This window comes from Coleofasciculus chthonoplastes PCC 7420, assembly GCF_000155555.1.
Classification (GTDB): domain Bacteria; phylum Cyanobacteriota; class Cyanobacteriia; order Cyanobacteriales; family Coleofasciculaceae; genus Coleofasciculus; species Coleofasciculus chthonoplastes_A.
The window spans coordinates 162,123-181,442 of sequence record NZ_DS989850.1 but is presented as its reverse complement, the minus strand read 5'-3'; the positions used below and the strand labels follow the sequence as shown (position 1 = coordinate 181,442).

Below are 19,320 nucleotides of genomic sequence, written 5' to 3'. Positions count from 1 at the left end.
TTGCTGTCCAAGATTTTGGGCTTTCCAACTAACAATTTAGCACACCAACTACGGAAGACCCGTAACACAGTAAAAGGTGGCAGGGGTTACTACTTTAATGGCATCGGCATAGGTAGTGGCATTGCTAACACCGATACTATTAGGGGGTGAGTGAGGCATTGATAATCCCTGGACAATTACCTGATTTGTCTCTACATCCATCAATACGCCACCATAAGCCTTCTTTTCTCGCCAGCCTCCTCGACTATCGGTTGTTCCCAATGCTGTGACATACTTAGGATGATTATTTACCATACCTAAACCATTGAGATGACAACGATCTTCTGGTGATAAAGCGCTGATAAAATTAGGTCGCCAACGGGGGACAAAGCTGTGGTCAAAGTCTAGAGTACATAGACAAGAAAAACGGGTATTGATAAACCAGAGTTCTTGTTGCGCCCATGCCATTTCATGGATATCAATATCCCCAGTAATATGAGAATTGCGGGGAAGATAGCAAGCGTCATGCTTACCGATAGGTTCCAACTTCTGAGCAACGGCTGGCACATTGCGAAGTTCACAAACTTGGTTGGCTGTACCAATGGCAATTCTACCTCGGTCAGCGGCTAAACCGCATTGGGTCGTCCTTGGGTTGGTGCTGAGGAAAGTTCGTCATCTGAAGTATGCAGTCAGTCAGAACAGATCTATTGTCGCGTCAATCAGCCCCGACAATGGGTACTATGCCAAAACCGATCGCCAAAAATCTCTATTGCCACAACCTTGACAAACTGACTCTTTTACCCTGTGATTAATGATATCCTTTGTGTGTGGAACAGCTAAGCCGACCCGACTTTCAATTCTCCCTCTCCGTCACCTATCCCCATGAACCGACGCAAATTTTTACAATACGCTAGCCTTTTGACTGCTGCTGGACTTACTCCGATTGGGTTGCATGGTTGGGCGGCTAGAGGAATGGCTTCCACAACTACCAACAAGCGACTTATTGTCATATTCCTGCGCGGTGGTATCGATGGATTAAATGTGGTGGTTCCCTATCAAGACCCAGACTACTACGAAGCCAGACCTAGAATTGCTATTCCCCAACCCAAAGAAAAGGGAGGAGTGCTAGATTTAGATGGTCATTTTGGCTTGCATCCCGCCTTGGCTGACCTGATGCCTTTATGGAAACAAGGAAGTTTAGCATTTGTTCATGCTTGCGGATCACCGGATACCACTCGCTCTCATTTTGATGCTCAAAATTATATGGAAAGTGGAACTCCTGGCGATAAAACCACATCCGATGGTTGGATGAATCGCCTGTTAGCAACTCTCCCTGAAGTAGGACCCACTCAAGCCGTCAATATCGGTTCGATGATCTCGCCTATTCTGATGGGTCAAAATTCTGTGGCTAGTCTACCACCGGGAAATCAAGCCACCCGTTCTCTATCAGTAGACCGTTCTCAACTCAATGCAGCCTTTGAACGCCTTTACCGGGGGAATGATCCGATTCATCTAGCTTATCAGGAAGGACAACAAGCGCGGGAAATTTTGCTGGCTACCCTAGCGGCTGAAATGCGAGAAGCTGACAACGGCGCACCCCCTCCAAATGGATTTGCTAAAGATACCCGGAATCTGGCGAGGCTAATGGTGGGAGATTCCCAGACTCAATTGGCATTTATGGCGTTAGGTGGCTGGGATACTCATATTAATCAGGGAAGCAGTCAGGGTCAGTTTGCCAATAAACTGAAATCTTTGGCACAAGGATTAGTGACTCTAGTTAAGGAATTAGGATCAGTCTATTCTGATACTGCGATCGCCATCTTATCGGAGTTCGGTCGCACGGTGAAAGAGAATGGCAATGGGGGAACCGATCACGGACATGGTAATGTGATGTGGATTTTGGGGGGTGGGATTCGTGGTGGTAAAGTCTATGGGGAATGGTCTGGTTTGAGTGAATCGGCGTTATTCCAAGGACGAGACTTAGCCGTCACCACCGATTTTCGAGAGGCGATCGCATCCCTATTAGAACAACATATACAACTTAAGGCGAATCAAGTTGCTCAGGTTTTTCCTGGCTTTACTTCTAATCATCGTTTGCAGTCAGCCTGGAAATAAATTTCCGGCTGATAGCTAAAGTCAGCTAAAGCTGACTAGACATTTTAACCCGTTTTAACGGGTTTTAGCTTTGAGCCGGAACTTGAGTTCACGGCTATACTAGACTCCTAGACGGGTGGTGGTAAATGAGTAGTAGGTTGGGTTGAACGACGTGAAACCCAACAAAAATTTGTTGGGTCTCATCTCTCGGTTTAAATCAATTTGACCGCTTTGAGACCAAAAAACAGGGCTAGGGCGACACCCGTAGCACCACCGAGGATTAAAAAGTAGGCAACAATTCCAGATCCAGACATTTACCGTTCTCTCAAAAACGTCTTACTGTAGACCATTAAATCATTAAGTGGGATAAAATACAGCCCACAGTTGCTTGGGGCAAATCAGATGAAGTCAGTGATTCGGGTTGAAGTACCACCGCAGTCTTATGATATTGCGATCGCGCCAGGAAGCTTGGATGATATCGGCGTCTGGATGAGTCGGCTGAAACTAGGGAAAAAGGTTCTCCTCGTCTCCAATCCCGCCATTTTTCGCCGCTACGGGGAACGGGCGATCGGGGCGCTGAAATTAGTCGGTTATCAGGTGTCTCATTGTACCCTACCCGCAGGCGAACGGTACAAAACACTCAAATCCATCCAAAAAATCCACGATGCCGCCCTCCAGAACCGCTTAGAACGCTCTTCAACCATGGTCGCATTAGGGGGAGGCGTAATTGGGGATATGACCGGGTTTGCGGCGGCTACCTGGTTACGGGGGATTAATGTGGTGCAAGTTCCCACCTCCCTGTTAGCGATGGTGGATGCCGCTATTGGCGGTAAGACAGGGGTAAACCATCCCCAAGGCAAAAACTTAATTGGTGCTTTTCACCAACCCCGCTTTGTGTTAATTGATCCGCACGTCTTACAAACTCTACCCCCACGAGAATTACGGGCGGGAATGGCAGAAGTGATTAAATATGGCGTAATCTGGGATGCTGAATTATTTGCTAAGTTGGAGAGTACAAAGCGTCTCGATCAACGGCGGTATTTAGATGAGGAATTATTGTCCTTTATTTTATCCTGTTCTTGCCAAGCCAAAGCCGATGTTGTTAGTCAAGATGAGAAAGAAGCGGGATTAAGAGCCATTTTAAATTATGGTCACACGATTGGTCATGCGGTTGAAAGTTTAACCGGGTACAAAGTCGTTAATCATGGGGAAGCGGTGGCGATTGGCATGGTTGCGGCGGGTCAAATTGCTGTAGAACTTCAGATGTGGACATCCCCGGAAGCGGAACGTCAAAAGGCGTTAATTGAGAAAGCCGGATTACCGACTCAGTTACCACCGGGATTGGATATTGATGCAATTATTGATACCTTGCAAACCGATAAGAAAGTGAAAGATGGCAAAGTAAGATTTATTCTGCCCACGCAAATTGGTGAGGTAACGATAACCGATCAAGTTCCCGCCGATGTCATTCGCCAAGTTTTGAGTGATAAATTATGAATTCCCTATTCCTAATTCTCTTTTCCCTGACGAATGACAAATGACGAATGACAAATGACGAATGACGAATGACGAATGACGAATGACGAATAACGAATAACTAACGACGATAAAACCCTTGTTCCCTTGCCATAGAAAGCGCCATGTAGAGAATATTCTGGCGTTCAATGGCAGGAAAACTAATCGTATAAATCATATCATTTTGCTGCCACATCACCGTAGAGAAGGGGTAGGAGGGATTTTGCAGGGGTCCTTCAATCAAATATCCAGCCACAGTAGGCGTTAAAGTAATGCGATCGCCTAAGGTTTCATGGCGTTGGAGATCACGCCTCGCACTCGCCGACTCCTTGGGATGTACCGAAAAGCTACCTAGTAAGCAGGAATTCGGACTGCGATCGCAGGTAAACAGACTTACCATATAACTTGGGGGGGCTTCCGAGGGAAAAACCCGGACAATCAGTTGGTTTGGATCAATATCCAAAAGATCATTCACTCGTAACTCAGTGGGTAAGCGCATGGCTAACCCCACAGGCAAATTTTTTTGGATAGATCCCATAAACGGAATAAACACGGGTGCAGGTTGGGCTTCAACCCCTATCGCTAAACTAAAGACACTGAGGAACAGTGAGACTCCCCAAAAACAACGTTGCCAAATTCGGTAGACCACTTCGACTCAATTTTAACTAGATGCTTAATTATTTTTAGTCTAAAGCTTTCTACCCTTTTAACCGTTTACCCATAAGTAATAACGATAACGATGCTACCGGACTTGATATTACCCCTCATCCCTCCACCCTAGCTGTTTTTATGAAGAAAATGTAAAGCTATCCTAAAATTGGTTAAGATCGTAACACAATGCCCCTGATCAGAAGCGGTAAACGCCTCATAAGCGTGAACTTGCACGTTGCCAAAATAGGAGAAACATGGTTAACCTCTCTTCCCCGCCCCTTTCCTGGAGCGCAATCTCTTCCTTGTTGCTATGTGATAAAACGTATTACCTTGGTGCTAACGTACCAATTGAATAGGGGAAACATTGTGAATTTTCTTTCCCAGCCTCTTTCCCAGCGTCTTTCCCAGCAGCACCTGCATAGCCAGGAAAGTGGAAGTCTGAATCGAAGTATAGACGTTAATTTGGGTAGCGGCAACCTTAACCAACGAGTAGGTTTAGGGACAAGCGTACTAACCTTGAGCAGACCAGGATTTCGTTGGGCTAACCCAAATAATACACTAAAGCCCTTCTTTAAACAAGAGTTTCCTAATGTGTTTAAGCTATGCACACATTGTCCTATCTTGAAGCCAGGATAGGGTTTGCTCAACCAGACAACATCGATCACACTGGAGTCATCACATTCATGGCAAGGACGTAACACTCGTGCATCTGGCTTTGACAAGGGTAAGGAGTAGTAAGTTAATGAACACGCTAGTATTGAGTAACACAACAGTCAACCTTGAGCAACTCTATCCAGATCGCCATATTGATGCGGCGGCTAAGGCAACATTTGAGGATTTAACTCGTTTAGCTGCTAGCGTTGTCCAAACTCCGATCGCCCTGATCAGTCTCTGTGATACCAAAGGTCAGTGGTTGCCTTCACAGGTGGGTTTAGACACCGATTTCACACCGCAATACTTAGAGTTTTGTCGCCAAATCAGCCAGGAGATAATAACAGAAAATAAGCCGTTATTAGTGGTCGAAGATACTCTAGCCTTATCTGAGTCTCAGATAACGTCACTCCCAATCCGATTCTATGCAGCCGTTCCCTTAATTACCCCTCAACATGAAACGGTCGGTATTTTATTAGTGATTGATCGAGTGCCGCGACAGTTTACGGTGCAACAAAAGGATGCTCTAGCCGCATTAAGCCGACAGGCGATCGCGCAGTTAGAATGGCAAAAGAAAGTAATCGACTTAGAATCCCAGGTTTATCAATGTCAACGGCTGGAAAAAGCCTTACAAACATCCCCACAGAACCTGGTCGATATGAAAGTAGCGTTGGATCACTCGTCAATTGTCGCGATTACAGATTCTCACGGTAAGATCCACTACGTTAACGATAAATTTTGCCAGATATCTCAATATTCGAGGGATGAACTTTATGGCGCCAATCATCGTTTACTCAATTCTGGCTATCACTCACCCCAGTTTTTTAAGGACTTGTGGAACACGATTTCTCAGGGCAAAATCTGGCGTGGCGATATTCAGGATCGCGCCAAAGACGGCAACCTCTATTGGGTGGATACCACCATCGTGCCGTTGGTTGATGACCAAGGTAATCCTTATGAATATATCTCAATTTGTAAGGATATCACCGAACAAAAACAAGCCAAGATTGAACTGGATCGCTTTTTTAGCCTCTCACCTGATTTAATGGCGGTGATTGGTTTCGATGGTAAGTTTAAACGCATTAATCCCGCCTTTCAAAAAACCCTGGCGTATAACTCAGAAGAATTCCTCTCCGAAGCTTTCCTCGATTTCGTCCATCCCTATGATCACAAGGCAACATTAACGGCTTGGCAAACCCTTTTAAAGAGTTCATCAGATATTTACTTTGAGCATCGTTATCGATGTCGAGATGGATCATATAAATGGCTGGCTTGGAACTGTTTACCTTTAGCCGAAGCAGGTGTCATCCATGCGATCGCCCGTGATATTACCAACACCAAGCAACGAAAAGCCAGTCTGCTAGAACGATCTCGTCTGTCTACCTTAGAAGCCGATATTGGCGCGGTTCTGGTGGGACAAAATGGTAGTCTAGGTGCAAGTCTTAAACGGTGTACCGAAGCCATGATCCGCCATCTAAACGCCTTGGGTGCTGGGATTTGGACAGTGACGGGCATCACAGACGAGACGCAAATGCCCTCAGTCTTAGAATTGCAGGCGCATAGTGGTGAACAGTTACCCACACACCTATTCCCTCAACGCATCCTCACCAACCAAGGCTTAATCGCCAAAGTCGCCCAAACCCTGAAGCCGATTCATCGTCCGATCTTAACGCCGGGACATGACTTGTCCAACAAAACCTTTATCGGAATTTATCCCCTGATTGTCGAATCTCATCTAGTTGGGTTTATTGCCTTACATAGTTGCCAACCCTTCTCTAAAATCGTACAAGGAGTATTGGGATGGGTGGCGAATGCGATCGCGGTAGCTATTGACCGGATTTGGGTACGCGAAGAACTCCTCAGTCGCCGGGAAGCCTTACTGTTTCAGTTAGCTAGCCAAATTCGCAATTCCCTAGAAGTCGATACGATTCTAGACATAGCCGTCACGGAAATTCGGGGATTGCTGGAGGTTGACGGCTGTCACTTTTTGTGGTTAAATTCAAACGCAGATCAACCCAGTTTAAGCGTTACCCATGAAGCACGAGATCCCAATTTACCCAGTTTATTAGGCGACTGTCTTCCCCCACAACTTACCCCCTTAGCGGACATTATTCACCGATTACATCCCCTGCGAATTGATGATGTCAGCCAAACCCAAAACTTAGCCCCCGAAACGCGATCGCTATTGGCTGATTGGGGAATTACCTCCGGATTAGTGTTACCGCTACAAACGAAAACCGGACAACTGGGGGCGATTATCTGTAGTCATTATCAGGGTTCGCGGCAATGGAGCGATCGCGAAGTTAAATTACTGCAAGCTGTCGTGGATCAACTCGCGATCGCGATCGAACATGCGGAATTATTTGCCGAAACCCGGGCGGCGGCGCAAGCGGCTCAAACCCAGGCAAACCAATTAGAACAAGCCTTACATGAATTGCGGCAAACCCAATCGCTGTTAATTCAGACCGAGAAAATGTCTACTATTGGTCAAATGGTAGCCGGAATCGCCCATGAAATCAATAATCCGGTCAATTTCATCACCGGAAATCTTAGTCATACGACGAACTATATTGGAGACTTATTACAACTCATCGAATGTTATCAACAGTACTATCCTAATCCGCTGCCTGATATTCAAGAGTTTATAGAAGACATTGAGTTATCCTTCCTCATCGAAGACTTGCCGAAAATGCTCTCCTCAATGAAAATGGGAGCAGATCGGATTCAAGAGATCGTGATTTCCTTGCGGAATTTCTCGCGGCTCGATCAAGCCGAAATGAAGCCAGTTAATATTCATGAAGGCATTGATAGTACCTTATTGATTCTTCGCAACCGCATGAAACCTTGTGGGAATTCTCCAGGAATTACGCTGATCAAAGAATACGGGGAATTGCCTGCGGTTGCCTGTTATGCGGGTCAACTGAATCAAGTCTTTATGAATATTATTAGCAATGCCATTGACGCCTTTGATGCTCTAATTCAAGCCGAGGAAAGTGCCACAGAAAAGAGCCAATCAACCCTTAACCCAACGATTTGGATTAGCACCGAGGTTGTAGACAAGAATCAAGCGGTAATTCGGATTCGCGATAATGGACCCGGAATTAGCGAAACCGTGCGTGATCGCTTATTTGATCCCTTCTTTACCACAAAACCAGTGGGTAAGGGAACAGGGTTAGGGTTGTCAATTAGTCACCAGATTGTTGTCGAAAAACATGGCGGTATTCTAAAATGTTATTCTGAACCGGGACAAGGAACAGAATTCTGGATTCAGATCCCGATTAGTGATTGAACCCTATCCTGTCCAAAGTAGAGACGCGCCATGGCGCGTCTCTACAAAATGATGCATCCTAACCGTTATGACGGTTGCTATAATACCCAATTATCTAATCGTAAACATAAGCATCAATCCTTAACTCTTCTCCCGAATCCACCACGATCGCACAAGTCGAATTTCACCATAACTATAATCCTCTCCCAACTCTTCCCGCAGGATTCTCAGGGAGTTTGTGCCAACATTCTGAATCGCTTGCAAGATGGGTTTTTGTCGTTCTGCGGCTACTAATCGGTTTAAATCTATAGGCTGATTCTGCTCAATTAGCTCACTTAAGTGAGTAAGAATGGTGCTAGGAGCATAACCCCGTTTTTCCGCAATTTCCTCTATACTTAATCCTTGCTGATACAGTTGTAAGGTTACCATTTGGCTATTTGAAGGCAGAGGAACAGGTAACTTTTGCCCCTGACAAAACTCTCGAACTTCCGACACAAACCGCTCGCCGTACTGCGTCAACTTGTGAGCCGTTACCCCCGATATTTGGGCAAACTCCTCCAGTGTTTTAGGTTTCATTCGTGCCATTAACTTGAGGCTAGAATCAGCGAAAATTACATAAGGGGGAACCGATTGAATATCCGCGATTTGTTTACGTAGCTTTCGCAATCTCTCAAACAGCAATTCAATTTCCGCCGTTCTCGGACTAACATCGGATAGTGCCTTGGCTACAGGGGTTTGGGTAATCGCAATATGCACAGAACGTTGTTTGCGAAGCACTTCCCAACTGCGTTTATTCAGCTTTAGTACCCGATACCCATCCGTCGTTTCATCCATTAATCCCTGATGCAGGAGCGATCGCGCCAGCATTTTCCAAGCATCAATGCTTTTGTCTCTGCCGATTCCATAGGTTGAGAGGAGGTGATGTCCATTCTGTTCCACCTTCTTTTTCCGGGAACCTCGCAGCACGTCGATAATATGAGTCATGCCAAACCGTTCCCGACAACGCGCCACACAGGACAAAAACTTTTGCGCTTCAATTGTCCAATCTTCAACGGGTTTAGGATGACAACAATTATCGCAGTTATCGCAATTTCCCTTAAACCGTTCACCAAAATATCTCAATAAAATTGTGCGGCGACAATCGGTTCCTTCAGCGTAGTCGCGAATTTGCTGTAACTGTTGACGGGCAACGCGCTGTTCTCTTGGATCAGGTTTTTGATCAATCAGATAATCCAGTCTAGGCACATCACCGGGACGATAAAAGATGGTACAATAGGCAGGTTCTCCATCTCGTCCCGCCCGTCCCGATTCTTGATAATACCCTTCTAAATTTCGGGGTAAGTCGTAGTGAATCACAAAGCGAACATCGAGCTTATTAATTCCCATACCAAAGGCAATAGTTGCCACAATCACTTGCACGTCATCGCGAATAAAACGATTTTGATTACTGGATCGGTCAATATCACTCATCCCCGCATGATAAGGCAAGGCTGAAATGCCATCTTTTTGCAGTCGAAATGCTACTTCGTCAACACTACGACGACTGAGACAATAGATAATTCCAGATCCTTTATGGGATTGAACTTTTTTGAAGAGTTGGTTATAGCTTTGGCGCTGTTTAGGTTGAATTTCGTAGTAAAGGTTGGGGCGATTAAAACTGGCAATATGGATACTCGGTTGACGGAGTGTGAGTTGTTGGACAATATCCTGCTGCACCCGCTTGGTGGCTGTAGCGGTAAGCGCCAAAATGGGAATATCGGGATACCGTTGACGTAACTGTTTAATCTGCCGATACTCCGGGCGAAAATCATGTCCCCAGGCTGAGACACAATGCGCCTCATCAACCGCAAACGCCGAAATTCCCACCTGCGATCGCACTTGTTCTAAAAAGGGCGCAAATCGCTCTGCCAGTAAGCGTTCTGGGGCAACGTACAGCAGTTTAATCTTACCGTTGAGGATTGCCATTTCCCGCGATCGCACTGCATCCCAACTCAAGGTACTATTAAGAAATGTCGCCCCAATGCCGTTATCCACTAGGGCATCCACCTGATCTTGCATCAGCGCAATTAACGGCGACACCACCACCGTTAACCCTGGTTTAAGTAAAGCCGGAAGTTGGAAACACAGCGACTTACCGCCCCCCGTGGGCATAATAATCAGCAAATCACGGTTCTGAAGCGCTTCTTCAACGATTTGCTGCTGTCCTGGGCGGAAGGTAGTATATCCAAAAAACTGTTTGAGGGCGTCCCCCAAGGATTGCAACTGATACATGATGGATGCTGTGGGCGCTTTTGACTCAATCATTTTGATCTCTCCTTGGTATTTTATACCACCCATCGCATATCCTCACGCCCTACCCATTCACCTCACTCAAATCCGCCTGTCCCAATTAGGCAATAAAAGCATTAGCAATTGTAACCGAATATCTTAAGGCGAATAGCACTGAAATGAGCATTTGGGTAGCGCCAAAACCCTTGATCTACCGTAGGGTGGGCATTGCCCACCAGCATACCAGTCAGTGCCATTCATCTTAAGGCAGTGAGGGCGCGATCGCTTCTGTTCGTAGTAAGCACTTTAGTGTTAGGAAATCAAGCGCTTTTAAGGCACTCGCCTATTTGTCACTGATAGTCTGTAGACGGTTAGTCTGCATAGCTATCAAAATTCAAGGGTGGGCAACACAGACATCAAGCAGCGCTTTGGACTGGCAGTCAAACAGCGTCGGTGACAGGGGTAACTCTAATTGCTTTTGACTTGGCTGTTCGTAATGCCATTCGGTTGTTGACAAAAAGTCTAGAATACTTTGAGCAATAGCCTTGGATGCTAAGTAAGGAACACCATTACCAATTGTTTTAAACATATTTGTCAGTGACATTTTATCGGGAAGGACAAAAGTTTTAGGTAAAGATTGTATAGCAAGCGCTTCAGCAACAGATAAGCGACGCGCTTTATAAGGATGTAAGTGGACTTCATTATTTCCGTAACAAGCAGTAGGGGAGTAACGCCATCGGTGAAGGCGTTTGTATGACTTTCTGGAATCATCTCCCTCCGCCACAGAAAGAAATCGCTTGAGACCAGCTCTCGGTTTAAAATGATGTTGAGCATTCGCATGGTTAAGGACATCGTTTTGCCTAAACCAATATTCAACCGTTAGTTCCTGAATAATCTCATTAGAGCAAGGTAGATGGGAATTTTCCTGAAATGGATCAGTCGCAGCCCAAGGACAAGAAAAAACGGTCTGCTTTGGATATAAAATATAAGTCGCCCAGGGAAAAATTCCTTCAGGTATGAATTTTGCACTTGGCTCAACGGGGAGTTCTATATCTCTAATTAAACTCTGACGAAATCCCAGCAGGATAATCCTCTCCCTATCTTGAGGAACGCCGTATTCTATGGCATTGATCAGACGCTCTGTTAAGAGATAACCGGATTGATTTAGCTTTTCTTTAAGCTGTTCAAAAAAAAGGCGATGTTTTTTCGTTTTCCACAATCCTTTAACATTCTCAAATAAAAAGAAATCCGGTTGATGTTGGCAAATTAATTCAACATAAGCAGCAGAAAGCTTACCATTATCGCCGTCCTTACCTCGATTTTTTCCCCCAACTGAGAAATCTGGACAGGGAGGTCCGCCAATAAAACCGACAATATCTGTAGATTTCCGAGCATCCTGGATTAAATACCAGAGACGTAGGGCTTTTTCCCCCTCTGTAAGTTGCTCAATGTTTCCATTGTCGGCATAATGGTATCCATATTCGGGTAGTGGCAGATTCAGAACTTGTCTAGAGTAACGGTAAGCCTCCATATAGGAGGGATTAATTTCATTGACATACACGATATCAAAACCACTGGCTTCAAAGCCTAAATCGAGAAATCCGGTTCCAGCAAAGAAAGAGAATAGTTTAGGGCGAATGCTCATTGATAAATCCTAAAGGATAGAAAGATTATACCACTTTAGATAATTAATAAATAATCAGGTACTTATGTGGAATGGCACTGACTTTAGAGTTTGTAGTAAGCGCTTTAGCGCTTCTGGCACTAAAGTGCCTACTACGAACCCAGCTTAAGTCAGTGACATTCTACTTCTGTGAGAAAGCAAGGATTCTGTCCCTACATTTGTGTGTATTATTAACCCTTGAGAACCACTACATTGTTTGTGTAAATAGGCTTTTACAGAACAGGCTAAAACCTTTGCCAAAATGGGAGGAACAGCATTGCCAATTTGGTTACATTGGCTTTCTTCATTACCCTTGAATTCAAACCAATCCGGAAAACTTTGCAAACGCGCTCCTTCACGAACCGTTAACCGTCGTCTACGTCCATCGGGTAAGCGAATACGCAACATATCACCTGTTGGAGCGCTTAAATTGCGGCAAGTAACGGTTCTAGACGGGGCATCAAGGTGTAAATCTCTGGGTCTAACACACTTAGAGGCTTTCTCGTATTTTTTGATATATTCATCCATGCTAGGAGTGAGAAACTTAGCGTTTAATGGTACAATCAATGCGAGTTCTCCCAGTGCTTCACCAACCGTATACGGTAAATTATGATGAGTTTTGGGATGCCATTTCCATCCGCCTCGGTGAGCCACACAAAACAGACGTTCTCTGCGCTGAGGAACACCATAATCTGCGGCGTTAAGGATTTCCCATTCAACGATATAGTTTAGTTCCCTGAGAGCGCTGACAATTTCTTCAAAGTAGGTTTTATTGCGAAATAGCATTCCCCGCACGTTTTCAAATAAGGCAAGCTGGGGGCGATAGGATTTAACCGCATCAAGAAATATGGGAAAACCATCGCGACTGTCTTTGAGCCCCCGTTGATGTCCACCAACGCTAAAGGGTTGACAGGGGGGACCACCAATGATGACATCGGCTCCATCGACTAAATCGGGTTGGCGTGCTAGCGTGGTCTGATAGCAGAAACCATGCAGGTTGTGCTGATAAGTGGTGCAGGCGTCTGCTAATTTTTCATAACCGATGGTTCTAAATCCTGCGGCTTCAAAACCGAGTGCTAGTCCCCCACAGCCAGCAAACAGATCAATCACCAAAGGTGCTGTCGCATCGATGGGGGGAAGTTGAAGTTCTTGAGAGAGGAAATCAAGGTAGGGGAGTTGGTTTCGCATTCTCCTATTTTAGGACGCGATCGCACGCTTATCTTGTCTATCCCTTAACCTTGAATTGATAGGTTAGTCTTTAGACGCAGCATAGACATATCTACGACGACTGGTTTAGGTTTAGATAAGACAACATTCACAGCAGTGATAACAAAAAGCAAGAGAAGCCGCAGAAGTTGCCAATGCTGTTGAACCTAGGGTGGAGTCGGCGTATTATGACAGGTAATAAATAAAAGCTAAACTAAAGAAATGGAAGGTAAACAGTTTATTCGCACGATGCGATTACAAAACTTACTATCCTACGGAAGTGAGGGTGAAGAAATCGAACTCCAACCCCTTAATGTACTGATTGGTGCCAATGCATCGGGCAAGTCGAACTTAATTGAAGCCATTGGACTTCTGAAGGCAACTCCCACAGATTTAACTGCCCCAATTCGTAAAGGCGGAGGCGTCAGTGATTTACTTTGGAAAGGTCAAAAGGAAATTACAACAGCTAAAATTGAGGTAACTATAGACTACCCAGAAGGACTGATGCCGCTGCGCTATCGCATGGGTTTGAGTGTAGTTGGTCAAAAACCAGAATTGGTCGATGAAGCGGTGGAGAATGAACGCTATTACCCCGGTGAAGCGGATGTTTATTTTTACTACCGCTATCAACAGGGTCATCCAGTTTTAAACATTAAAATACCATCTGATGGGCAAAGAAGTCAACGTTCTCTACGTCGAGACGATCTGATTCTAGATCAATCTGTTTTGTCTCAGAGGAAAGATCCCGATCAATATCCCGAACTCACCTATCTAGGCAATCAATTTTCCCGGATTAGTCTATATCGTGACTGGCATATCGGACGAGATTCAGAACCGAGATTGCCTCAGAAAGCGGACTTACCGGAACACCCTTTGCTAGAAGACGGGAGTAATCTTGGACTGTTTTTGAACAACTTACAATACCAACTGGGAAGTAGAGCGATTATCGAGAAACTCAAGACGTTTTACGAAGAAGCAGAAGAACTATTAGTAAAGATTTATGGCGGTACAGTTCAGATATTTATCCGCGAGGAGGGTTTAATTCAACCAATCCCTGCAACTCGTTTATCTGATGGTACACTTCGCTATCTATTTTTACTGGCTTTACTTCTTGACCCAACCCCACCGCCACTGATATGTATTGAAGAACCAGAGATTGGCTTACATCCTGACATGATGTCTACTATCGCTGATTTGTTAGTCGAAGCGTCTGAACGAACTCAGTTAATTGTTACAACCCATTCAGAGGCTTTAGTTTCCTCTCTTCCTCCTGAATCAGTTTTGGTGTGTGAGCGAGATTATCGAGGAACTCATCTACGCCGACTTAACCCTGAACGGTTGCAAAAGTGGCTAGAAAATTATTCTTTAGGTGAACTCTGGAGCATGGGTGAGATTGGGGGAACGCGATGGTAAAAGAAATTCGTATTTACATAGAAGGGGGTGGAGATGATCGGGATACAAAAAGGCAAATGCGGCAAGGATTTAGCGGGTTTCTGAGAGATATGGTGCAGATAGCGCGGAGCAAGCGAATCAAATGGGATATTGTTGTCTGTGGTTCTCGTAATAATGCTTTTAGCTCTTTCAAAAATGCTTTGGCAGATTATCCTGATGCTTTCAATGTCCTACTGGTTGACTCAGAGGAAACAGTAAAACAACGACCTTGGGCGCATTTGAAATCTAGGGATAATTGGGATTCACCTAGCGTTGATGATACCCATTGCTATTTAATGGTGCAAGCAATGGAGGCTTGGTTTATTGCCGATATTGATGCCCTAAAAAAATTCTATGGGAAAGGATTTAGAGAAAATTCAATCCCTAGAAATCCAAATGTCGAGAAGATTGATAAGGATTCGTTAGAGCCAAGTTTAAAGCAAGCTACTCGCCATACATCCAAGGGTGAATACCAAAAGATACAACACGCTTCAAAGCTTTTAGGATTATTGGATGTTGCGAAGGTACGTAAAGCCGCGCCGAATTGCGATCGCCTCTTTAACACTCTTGCTCAAATTATGGGAGAGACAATCTAAAAAGGTAGACTGTAAAAGTGTTGAAAATCGTAACTAAATATCAAATAGAACGGCTCAAAAAATGGGAGAAACTTCATGGTTAATTCAGGTTGGAATGAGACAACGATCAAAACCGCGATCGCAAAAGCCAGAGAAGCCGCAGACATTGCCAATGTTGTTGAACCGAGGGCGGAATCGGCATATTATGACCAGAGTCGCGATCGCGTGATAATTAATTTGAAGAGTGGGGCGACGTTTAGCTTTCCCCCAGCATTGGCGCAAGGATTAGCAGGTGCTTCTCCAGAGGATTTGGCTGAGGTTGAAGTGACGCCATCGGGGGATGGGTTGCATTGGGAGAAGCTGGATGCGGATTTTAGTGTTCCGGCGCTTTTGGCTGGTGTGTTTGGCACGGCGGCGTGGATGGCTCAGATTAAGATGAAGGTAAGTTAGGGCGCGATCGCATTCTTGTCCTGTTCATGCATTCTGGTTGATATGAGTGTATTCTCCTAAAATAGTTAAGAGTTGACAAGTAAGCTCACCAGGCGTAAGAGAAAAATGGATAGCGTAGCACAAGAGAGCGACGTAATTGTTACTGATCAGGATACTGCCGAAGAAGATAGTGGTGATAGTGGTGGATTGTATCCCTATGACCCAACTAAAGCCGATATCGACATTAGAGAAGATCCTCAGACAGTTTTCGAGTTAATGAGAAAATATGACAATGGTAAGCTTATTATCGATCCGGATTTTCAGCGCAATCCTAGAGTTTGGAAGTTAGAGCAAAAAAGCAAATTTATTGAGTCTGTCATTCTCAATTTTCCACTTCCGCCTTGGTATGTAAATCAAACAGAAGAGGGCAAGTACATTGTTGTGGATGGACTACAACGTACTACAACTTTACATGATTTTGTTAATAATACATTTAAGTTAAGTGGTTTAGAAGCTTTACCTAAATTAAATGGTTCTAATTTCACTGACTTAAAAGAATTACCAGGTGACTATCAAACAAGGATTGAAGACAAAAAGCTTAATTTGTATATCATAAAGCCCTCCGTTCCCGTTAAAGTTGTTTATGATATTTTCAACAGAATTAACACGGGGGGAACAAACCTTAGTCGTCAAGAAGTGAGAAACTGTATTTTTTCAGGTAAATCAACAAACTTGCTTAAAGAGTTATCAGAACAAGAATATTTCAGGAAAGCCATTGACAAGGGAATTTCACCCGAAAGGATGAAAGATAGAGAAATTATTTTGCGTTATTTAGCTTTCAGGATTTTTGATTACACAAAAGATTATCAGGGTGATTTGAGTGATTTTTTAGAAAAGGCAATGAAAAAAATAAACTTGATGTCAGATGAAGAAATAAAAGCTTTGAAAAGGAATTTTGAGCGAGTAATGAACTTGAGTTTCGATTTTTTTGGGGATAAAAATTTTCGTTTACCTACAGGTCAGACTAGAGGAAGAATAAATATTGCAATTTTTGAATCGGTATCTTATTTTTTCTCTATAAGTAATGATAAGTTTTTAGAAAAACACAAAGAGGCGATTAAAAGTAATTTTAGTGAATTACTAGAAAATCAAGATTATCTCGATTCTATAAAATTTGCCACGAGCGGTAAAGCCAAGGTGTCTACTAGGTTTAAGCTAGCCCAAGAAATTTTAGGAGATGTGTAAAAAATGCTCAAAAAGATAATTCTAAAAAACTTTAAATGCTTTAAGGAAGAAACCGACTTTCCTTTGGGGCAGTTAACTTTACTGACAGGGATTAATGGACGTGGTAAATCAACCATGCTTCAATCCTTACTTTTAATGAGACAATCCATAGAACATAACGATAATGCTGCCCAACTTGTATTAAATGGTAGTTGTCTGAATTTAGGTAGTTTTAATGAAATTAGAAATAGCAATATATCAAGAGAAGAGTCCATTGTATTTAGATATTTGTATGAAGATAATATAGAAGTACCTAAAAATAATAATAGTAAAATTATTGGAGCTGCTCAATATCATTTCAATGAAAATTATGAAGATGATATGGTCGCTCAAATAAGTAGGATTGAATTTAATGATGAGATTATAGAACGTGATAGCAATCAATTAAACAGTATATCATACAAGCTGAACTCAGTTTATGAAAAATCTGATGAATGCAATCAAGACTTGCATCCCAATCGATTTAATTTCATATTTAGTACTCAAGAAAAAGAAAATAAAAATAATGGCTCTTGTTCATTGTTAAAATTATTACCTTTCTCCGATAATAGAATTTTTGAAAATGCAAGAGGTGAAAATATTGAAATAGATTCAAAACTATATAAATCTTTGTATTTCGACAGGATTCATTACATATCAGCAGACCGTGTGGGTCCACAAGAATTTTATTTTAAATCCACCTTGACGAAATTTCCCAATGTTGGTTCAAAAGGTGAATTTACAGCTAATTTACTACATAAAAATAAAGATTATCTAGTTAACGATAACTTATGTTTAGGAGAAGACGCCAAAACGTTAGCAACTCAAACAGAAGAATGGCTGAATAATATTTTTGATGGAGCAAAGGTAGAAATTTTAGGCTCAGATAGTAATATACTTGAACTCTTAATGAATGCGAGTACATCAAAAGACCGTTTTAGACCAGCTAATATTGGCTTTGGATATCATTGTGTTTTACCGATTGTTGTTTCAGCATTGATTGCCAAAGAAGGTGAAATGTTAATTGTAGAAAACCCGGAAGCACATTTACATCCTAAAGCACAATCAAGACTGGCTAAATTTTTAGCTCAAGTAAGTAGCTGTGGTGTGCAAGTTTTTATGGAATCCCACAGCGATCATATTTTGAATGCTTTGCGAATAGCAGTTCTAGATAAAATTTTGAATCATGAAGATTTAAAGATACTATATTTTCAGCAAAAGCCTAAACAGCCAGTTGTAGAAATTCCTGTGCAGCCTGATGGTGGTATTGAGGAGTGGCCCGAAGGCTTTTTTGACCAAATGGATAAAGATTTTGAACGGCTTTTTGGACTATAAAATGGAAATATTTATTAATGAAGTGTCTCTAGAAGGTCAGTATTTAACAGATGCCGAGTTTAAGGATGCAGTAATAATTTTTAAATCTATTTTTGATTTACTCAATAAAAAAACAAAACAGAAGATTATCTATAAAGAAGATAGTAATTTATTTGTTAACTATGATGCTATTAAAGGCTCTAATTTCCAGCAAAGTTTAAATCAAATCAAAGATAAGTCTCTGAAGCTAGCTTTTAAAAATATCGTTTTTAATAAATTGAATGCAAAAGAATGGCGTAAAGAACAAGTCCATTCTCTAAATGATTATTTCGATTACTTTACACCTCAATCCTGTCGAGATGTCAGAAACACTTCATTAGCAGAAGTGGCTGAAAGGCAATTTCAAAACAGCTACATAACTTATTTAGTGATTAATTTTACCAATTCTAGCTTTATAATTGCCCATCCCGACATTAGTAAATGTTGTTTAATTTCTATAATCAAAAACAATGATGAAACTCAATCCATTGATTTAGATAGTCTTGACAATCAAGCAGCTCTTGAGAATTGGCTAGAGAAAAAACTAAAACTAAGCAAAATAGAATATGATGAATCTTCTACTGTTCCTCCTCAGGATGAACAAACTATATTACGAGATACTAAAAGATTCAAAAGAACTAGAATTAGGTATGATGAGAGAGTGGTTTATTGCGAAATCTCTACAGGTAAATATTGGTACGTCGATAATTTACACTACGGCAAAGCCGCTCATTTAGAAGTTTTCGACAAAACTGGGCAGCGACACCTTGGAGAAGCTGATTTACAAGGGGAAATTGATGAATCAAAATCTGACAGTGAGAAAACTATTAATATATCATAGTTATACATTTTTGGTTACGAGTAACACAAACTACTGGACTGACATAGCTAAAATGGTGGCATAGATTTTACAATTAAATCGGGGCGGGTTTACCAGCGTGAATTCTAAGCGGCGCAACCTTTTTAGTGAAACC

The 19,320-nt window shown here is 42.8% G+C and carries 16 protein-coding genes; 10 read left to right on the top strand and 6 right to left on the bottom strand.

Annotation, left to right across the window (positions count from 1 at the left end):
- Positions 1 to 48: 48 nt before the first annotated feature.
- Complete coding sequence (locus tag MC7420_RS15485) at positions 49 to 582, bottom strand: DUF4915 domain-containing protein (RefSeq protein WP_232231720.1); 534 nt, start codon at positions 580 to 582, stop codon at positions 49 to 51.
- On the opposite strand from MC7420_RS15485, the gene MC7420_RS39805 reads away from it, so the two are divergent.
- Together MC7420_RS39805 and MC7420_RS15480 are read left to right on the top strand one after the other, a co-directional pair.
- On the top strand, positions 548 to 763 hold the full coding sequence (locus MC7420_RS39805) for a hypothetical protein (RefSeq protein WP_232231714.1): 216 nt from the start codon (positions 548 to 550) through the stop codon (positions 761 to 763). The two genes, MC7420_RS15485 and MC7420_RS39805, sit on opposite strands and share 35 nt — an antisense overlap.
- Before the next feature lie 98 nt (positions 764 to 861).
- Positions 862 to 2,094 carry a DUF1501 domain-containing protein gene (locus MC7420_RS15480; RefSeq protein WP_006101533.1) on the top strand — a complete coding sequence of 411 codons (1,233 nt, stop codon included), beginning with the start codon at positions 862 to 864 and terminating at the stop codon, positions 2,092 to 2,094.
- 191 nt (positions 2,095 to 2,285) lie between these two features.
- Here MC7420_RS15480 and petL read toward each other — a convergent pair whose 3' ends face one another.
- Complete coding sequence (petL, locus tag MC7420_RS15475; RefSeq protein WP_044207473.1) at positions 2,286 to 2,387, bottom strand: cytochrome b6-f complex subunit PetL; 102 nt, start codon at positions 2,385 to 2,387, stop codon at positions 2,286 to 2,288.
- A gap of 88 nt (positions 2,388 to 2,475) precedes the next feature.
- Here petL and aroB point away from each other — a divergent pair, with 88 nt between their 5' ends.
- Entirely contained in the window at positions 2,476 to 3,570 is a 1,095-nt protein-coding gene (gene aroB / locus MC7420_RS15470; protein ID WP_006101335.1) for a 3-dehydroquinate synthase, read from the top strand.
- A 100-nt stretch (positions 3,571 to 3,670) separates the two neighbouring features.
- Here the strand turns inward: aroB and MC7420_RS15465 are convergent, their stop codons facing one another.
- On the bottom strand, positions 3,671 to 4,237 hold the full coding sequence (locus MC7420_RS15465) for a hypothetical protein (protein ID WP_006101593.1): 567 nt from the start codon (positions 4,235 to 4,237) through the stop codon (positions 3,671 to 3,673).
- Between the two features lie 744 nt (positions 4,238 to 4,981).
- On the opposite strand from MC7420_RS15465, the gene MC7420_RS15460 reads away from it, so the two are divergent.
- Positions 4,982 to 8,179, top strand: coding sequence for a PAS domain S-box protein (locus MC7420_RS15460; protein WP_006101437.1), 3,198 nt, complete (start codon positions 4,982 to 4,984; stop codon positions 8,177 to 8,179).
- 120 nt (positions 8,180 to 8,299) lie between these two features.
- Here the strand turns inward: MC7420_RS15460 and recQ are convergent, their stop codons facing one another.
- The 3 genes from recQ to MC7420_RS15445 form a co-directional block, all read right to left on the bottom strand.
- A complete protein-coding gene (recQ, locus tag MC7420_RS15455; protein WP_044207567.1) occupies positions 8,300 to 10,429 on the bottom strand; it encodes a DNA helicase RecQ in 2,130 nt (709 codons plus the stop codon).
- Between the two features lie 391 nt (positions 10,430 to 10,820).
- Entirely contained in the window at positions 10,821 to 12,071 is a 1,251-nt protein-coding gene (locus MC7420_RS15450; protein ID WP_006101558.1) for a DNA cytosine methyltransferase, read from the bottom strand.
- 144 nt (positions 12,072 to 12,215) lie between these two features.
- Positions 12,216 to 13,277 (bottom strand): DNA cytosine methyltransferase, encoded by a 1,062-nt coding sequence (locus MC7420_RS15445; RefSeq protein ID WP_006101480.1) that lies wholly within the window; start codon positions 13,275 to 13,277, stop codon positions 12,216 to 12,218.
- A 240-nt stretch (positions 13,278 to 13,517) separates the two neighbouring features.
- Between MC7420_RS15445 and MC7420_RS15440 the strand changes: the two genes are divergently transcribed.
- The 6 genes from MC7420_RS15440 to MC7420_RS42545 all read left to right on the top strand — a co-directional run bounded on the left by MC7420_RS15440 (position 13,518) and on the right by MC7420_RS42545 (position 19,187).
- Entirely contained in the window at positions 13,518 to 14,708 is a 1,191-nt protein-coding gene (locus MC7420_RS15440; RefSeq protein ID WP_006101328.1) for an AAA family ATPase, read from the top strand.
- The gene (locus tag MC7420_RS15435; protein WP_006101469.1) at positions 14,702 to 15,322 is read left to right on the top strand and encodes a DUF4276 family protein; all 621 of its coding nucleotides are present in this window, start codon (positions 14,702 to 14,704) and stop codon (positions 15,320 to 15,322) included. The genes MC7420_RS15440 and MC7420_RS15435 overlap by 7 nt, the downstream gene beginning before the upstream one ends.
- Positions 15,323 to 15,397: 75 nt before the next feature.
- Entirely contained in the window at positions 15,398 to 15,751 is a 354-nt protein-coding gene (locus MC7420_RS15430; RefSeq protein ID WP_006101515.1) for a DUF2442 domain-containing protein, read from the top strand.
- A gap of 105 nt (positions 15,752 to 15,856) precedes the next feature.
- Positions 15,857 to 16,975: a GmrSD restriction endonuclease domain-containing protein gene (locus MC7420_RS15425; RefSeq protein WP_006101453.1), complete on the top strand. Its 1,119-nt coding sequence runs from the start codon at positions 15,857 to 15,859 to the stop codon at positions 16,973 to 16,975.
- 3 nt (positions 16,976 to 16,978) lie between these two features.
- The gene (locus tag MC7420_RS15420) at positions 16,979 to 18,328 is read left to right on the top strand and encodes a DUF3696 domain-containing protein (RefSeq protein WP_006101438.1); all 1,350 of its coding nucleotides are present in this window, start codon (positions 16,979 to 16,981) and stop codon (positions 18,326 to 18,328) included.
- Complete coding sequence (locus tag MC7420_RS42545; protein ID WP_232231722.1) at positions 18,306 to 19,187, top strand: hypothetical protein; 882 nt, start codon at positions 18,306 to 18,308, stop codon at positions 19,185 to 19,187. Before MC7420_RS15420 ends, MC7420_RS42545 begins: the two co-directional genes overlap by 23 nt.
- Positions 19,188 to 19,320 lie beyond the last annotated feature (133 nt).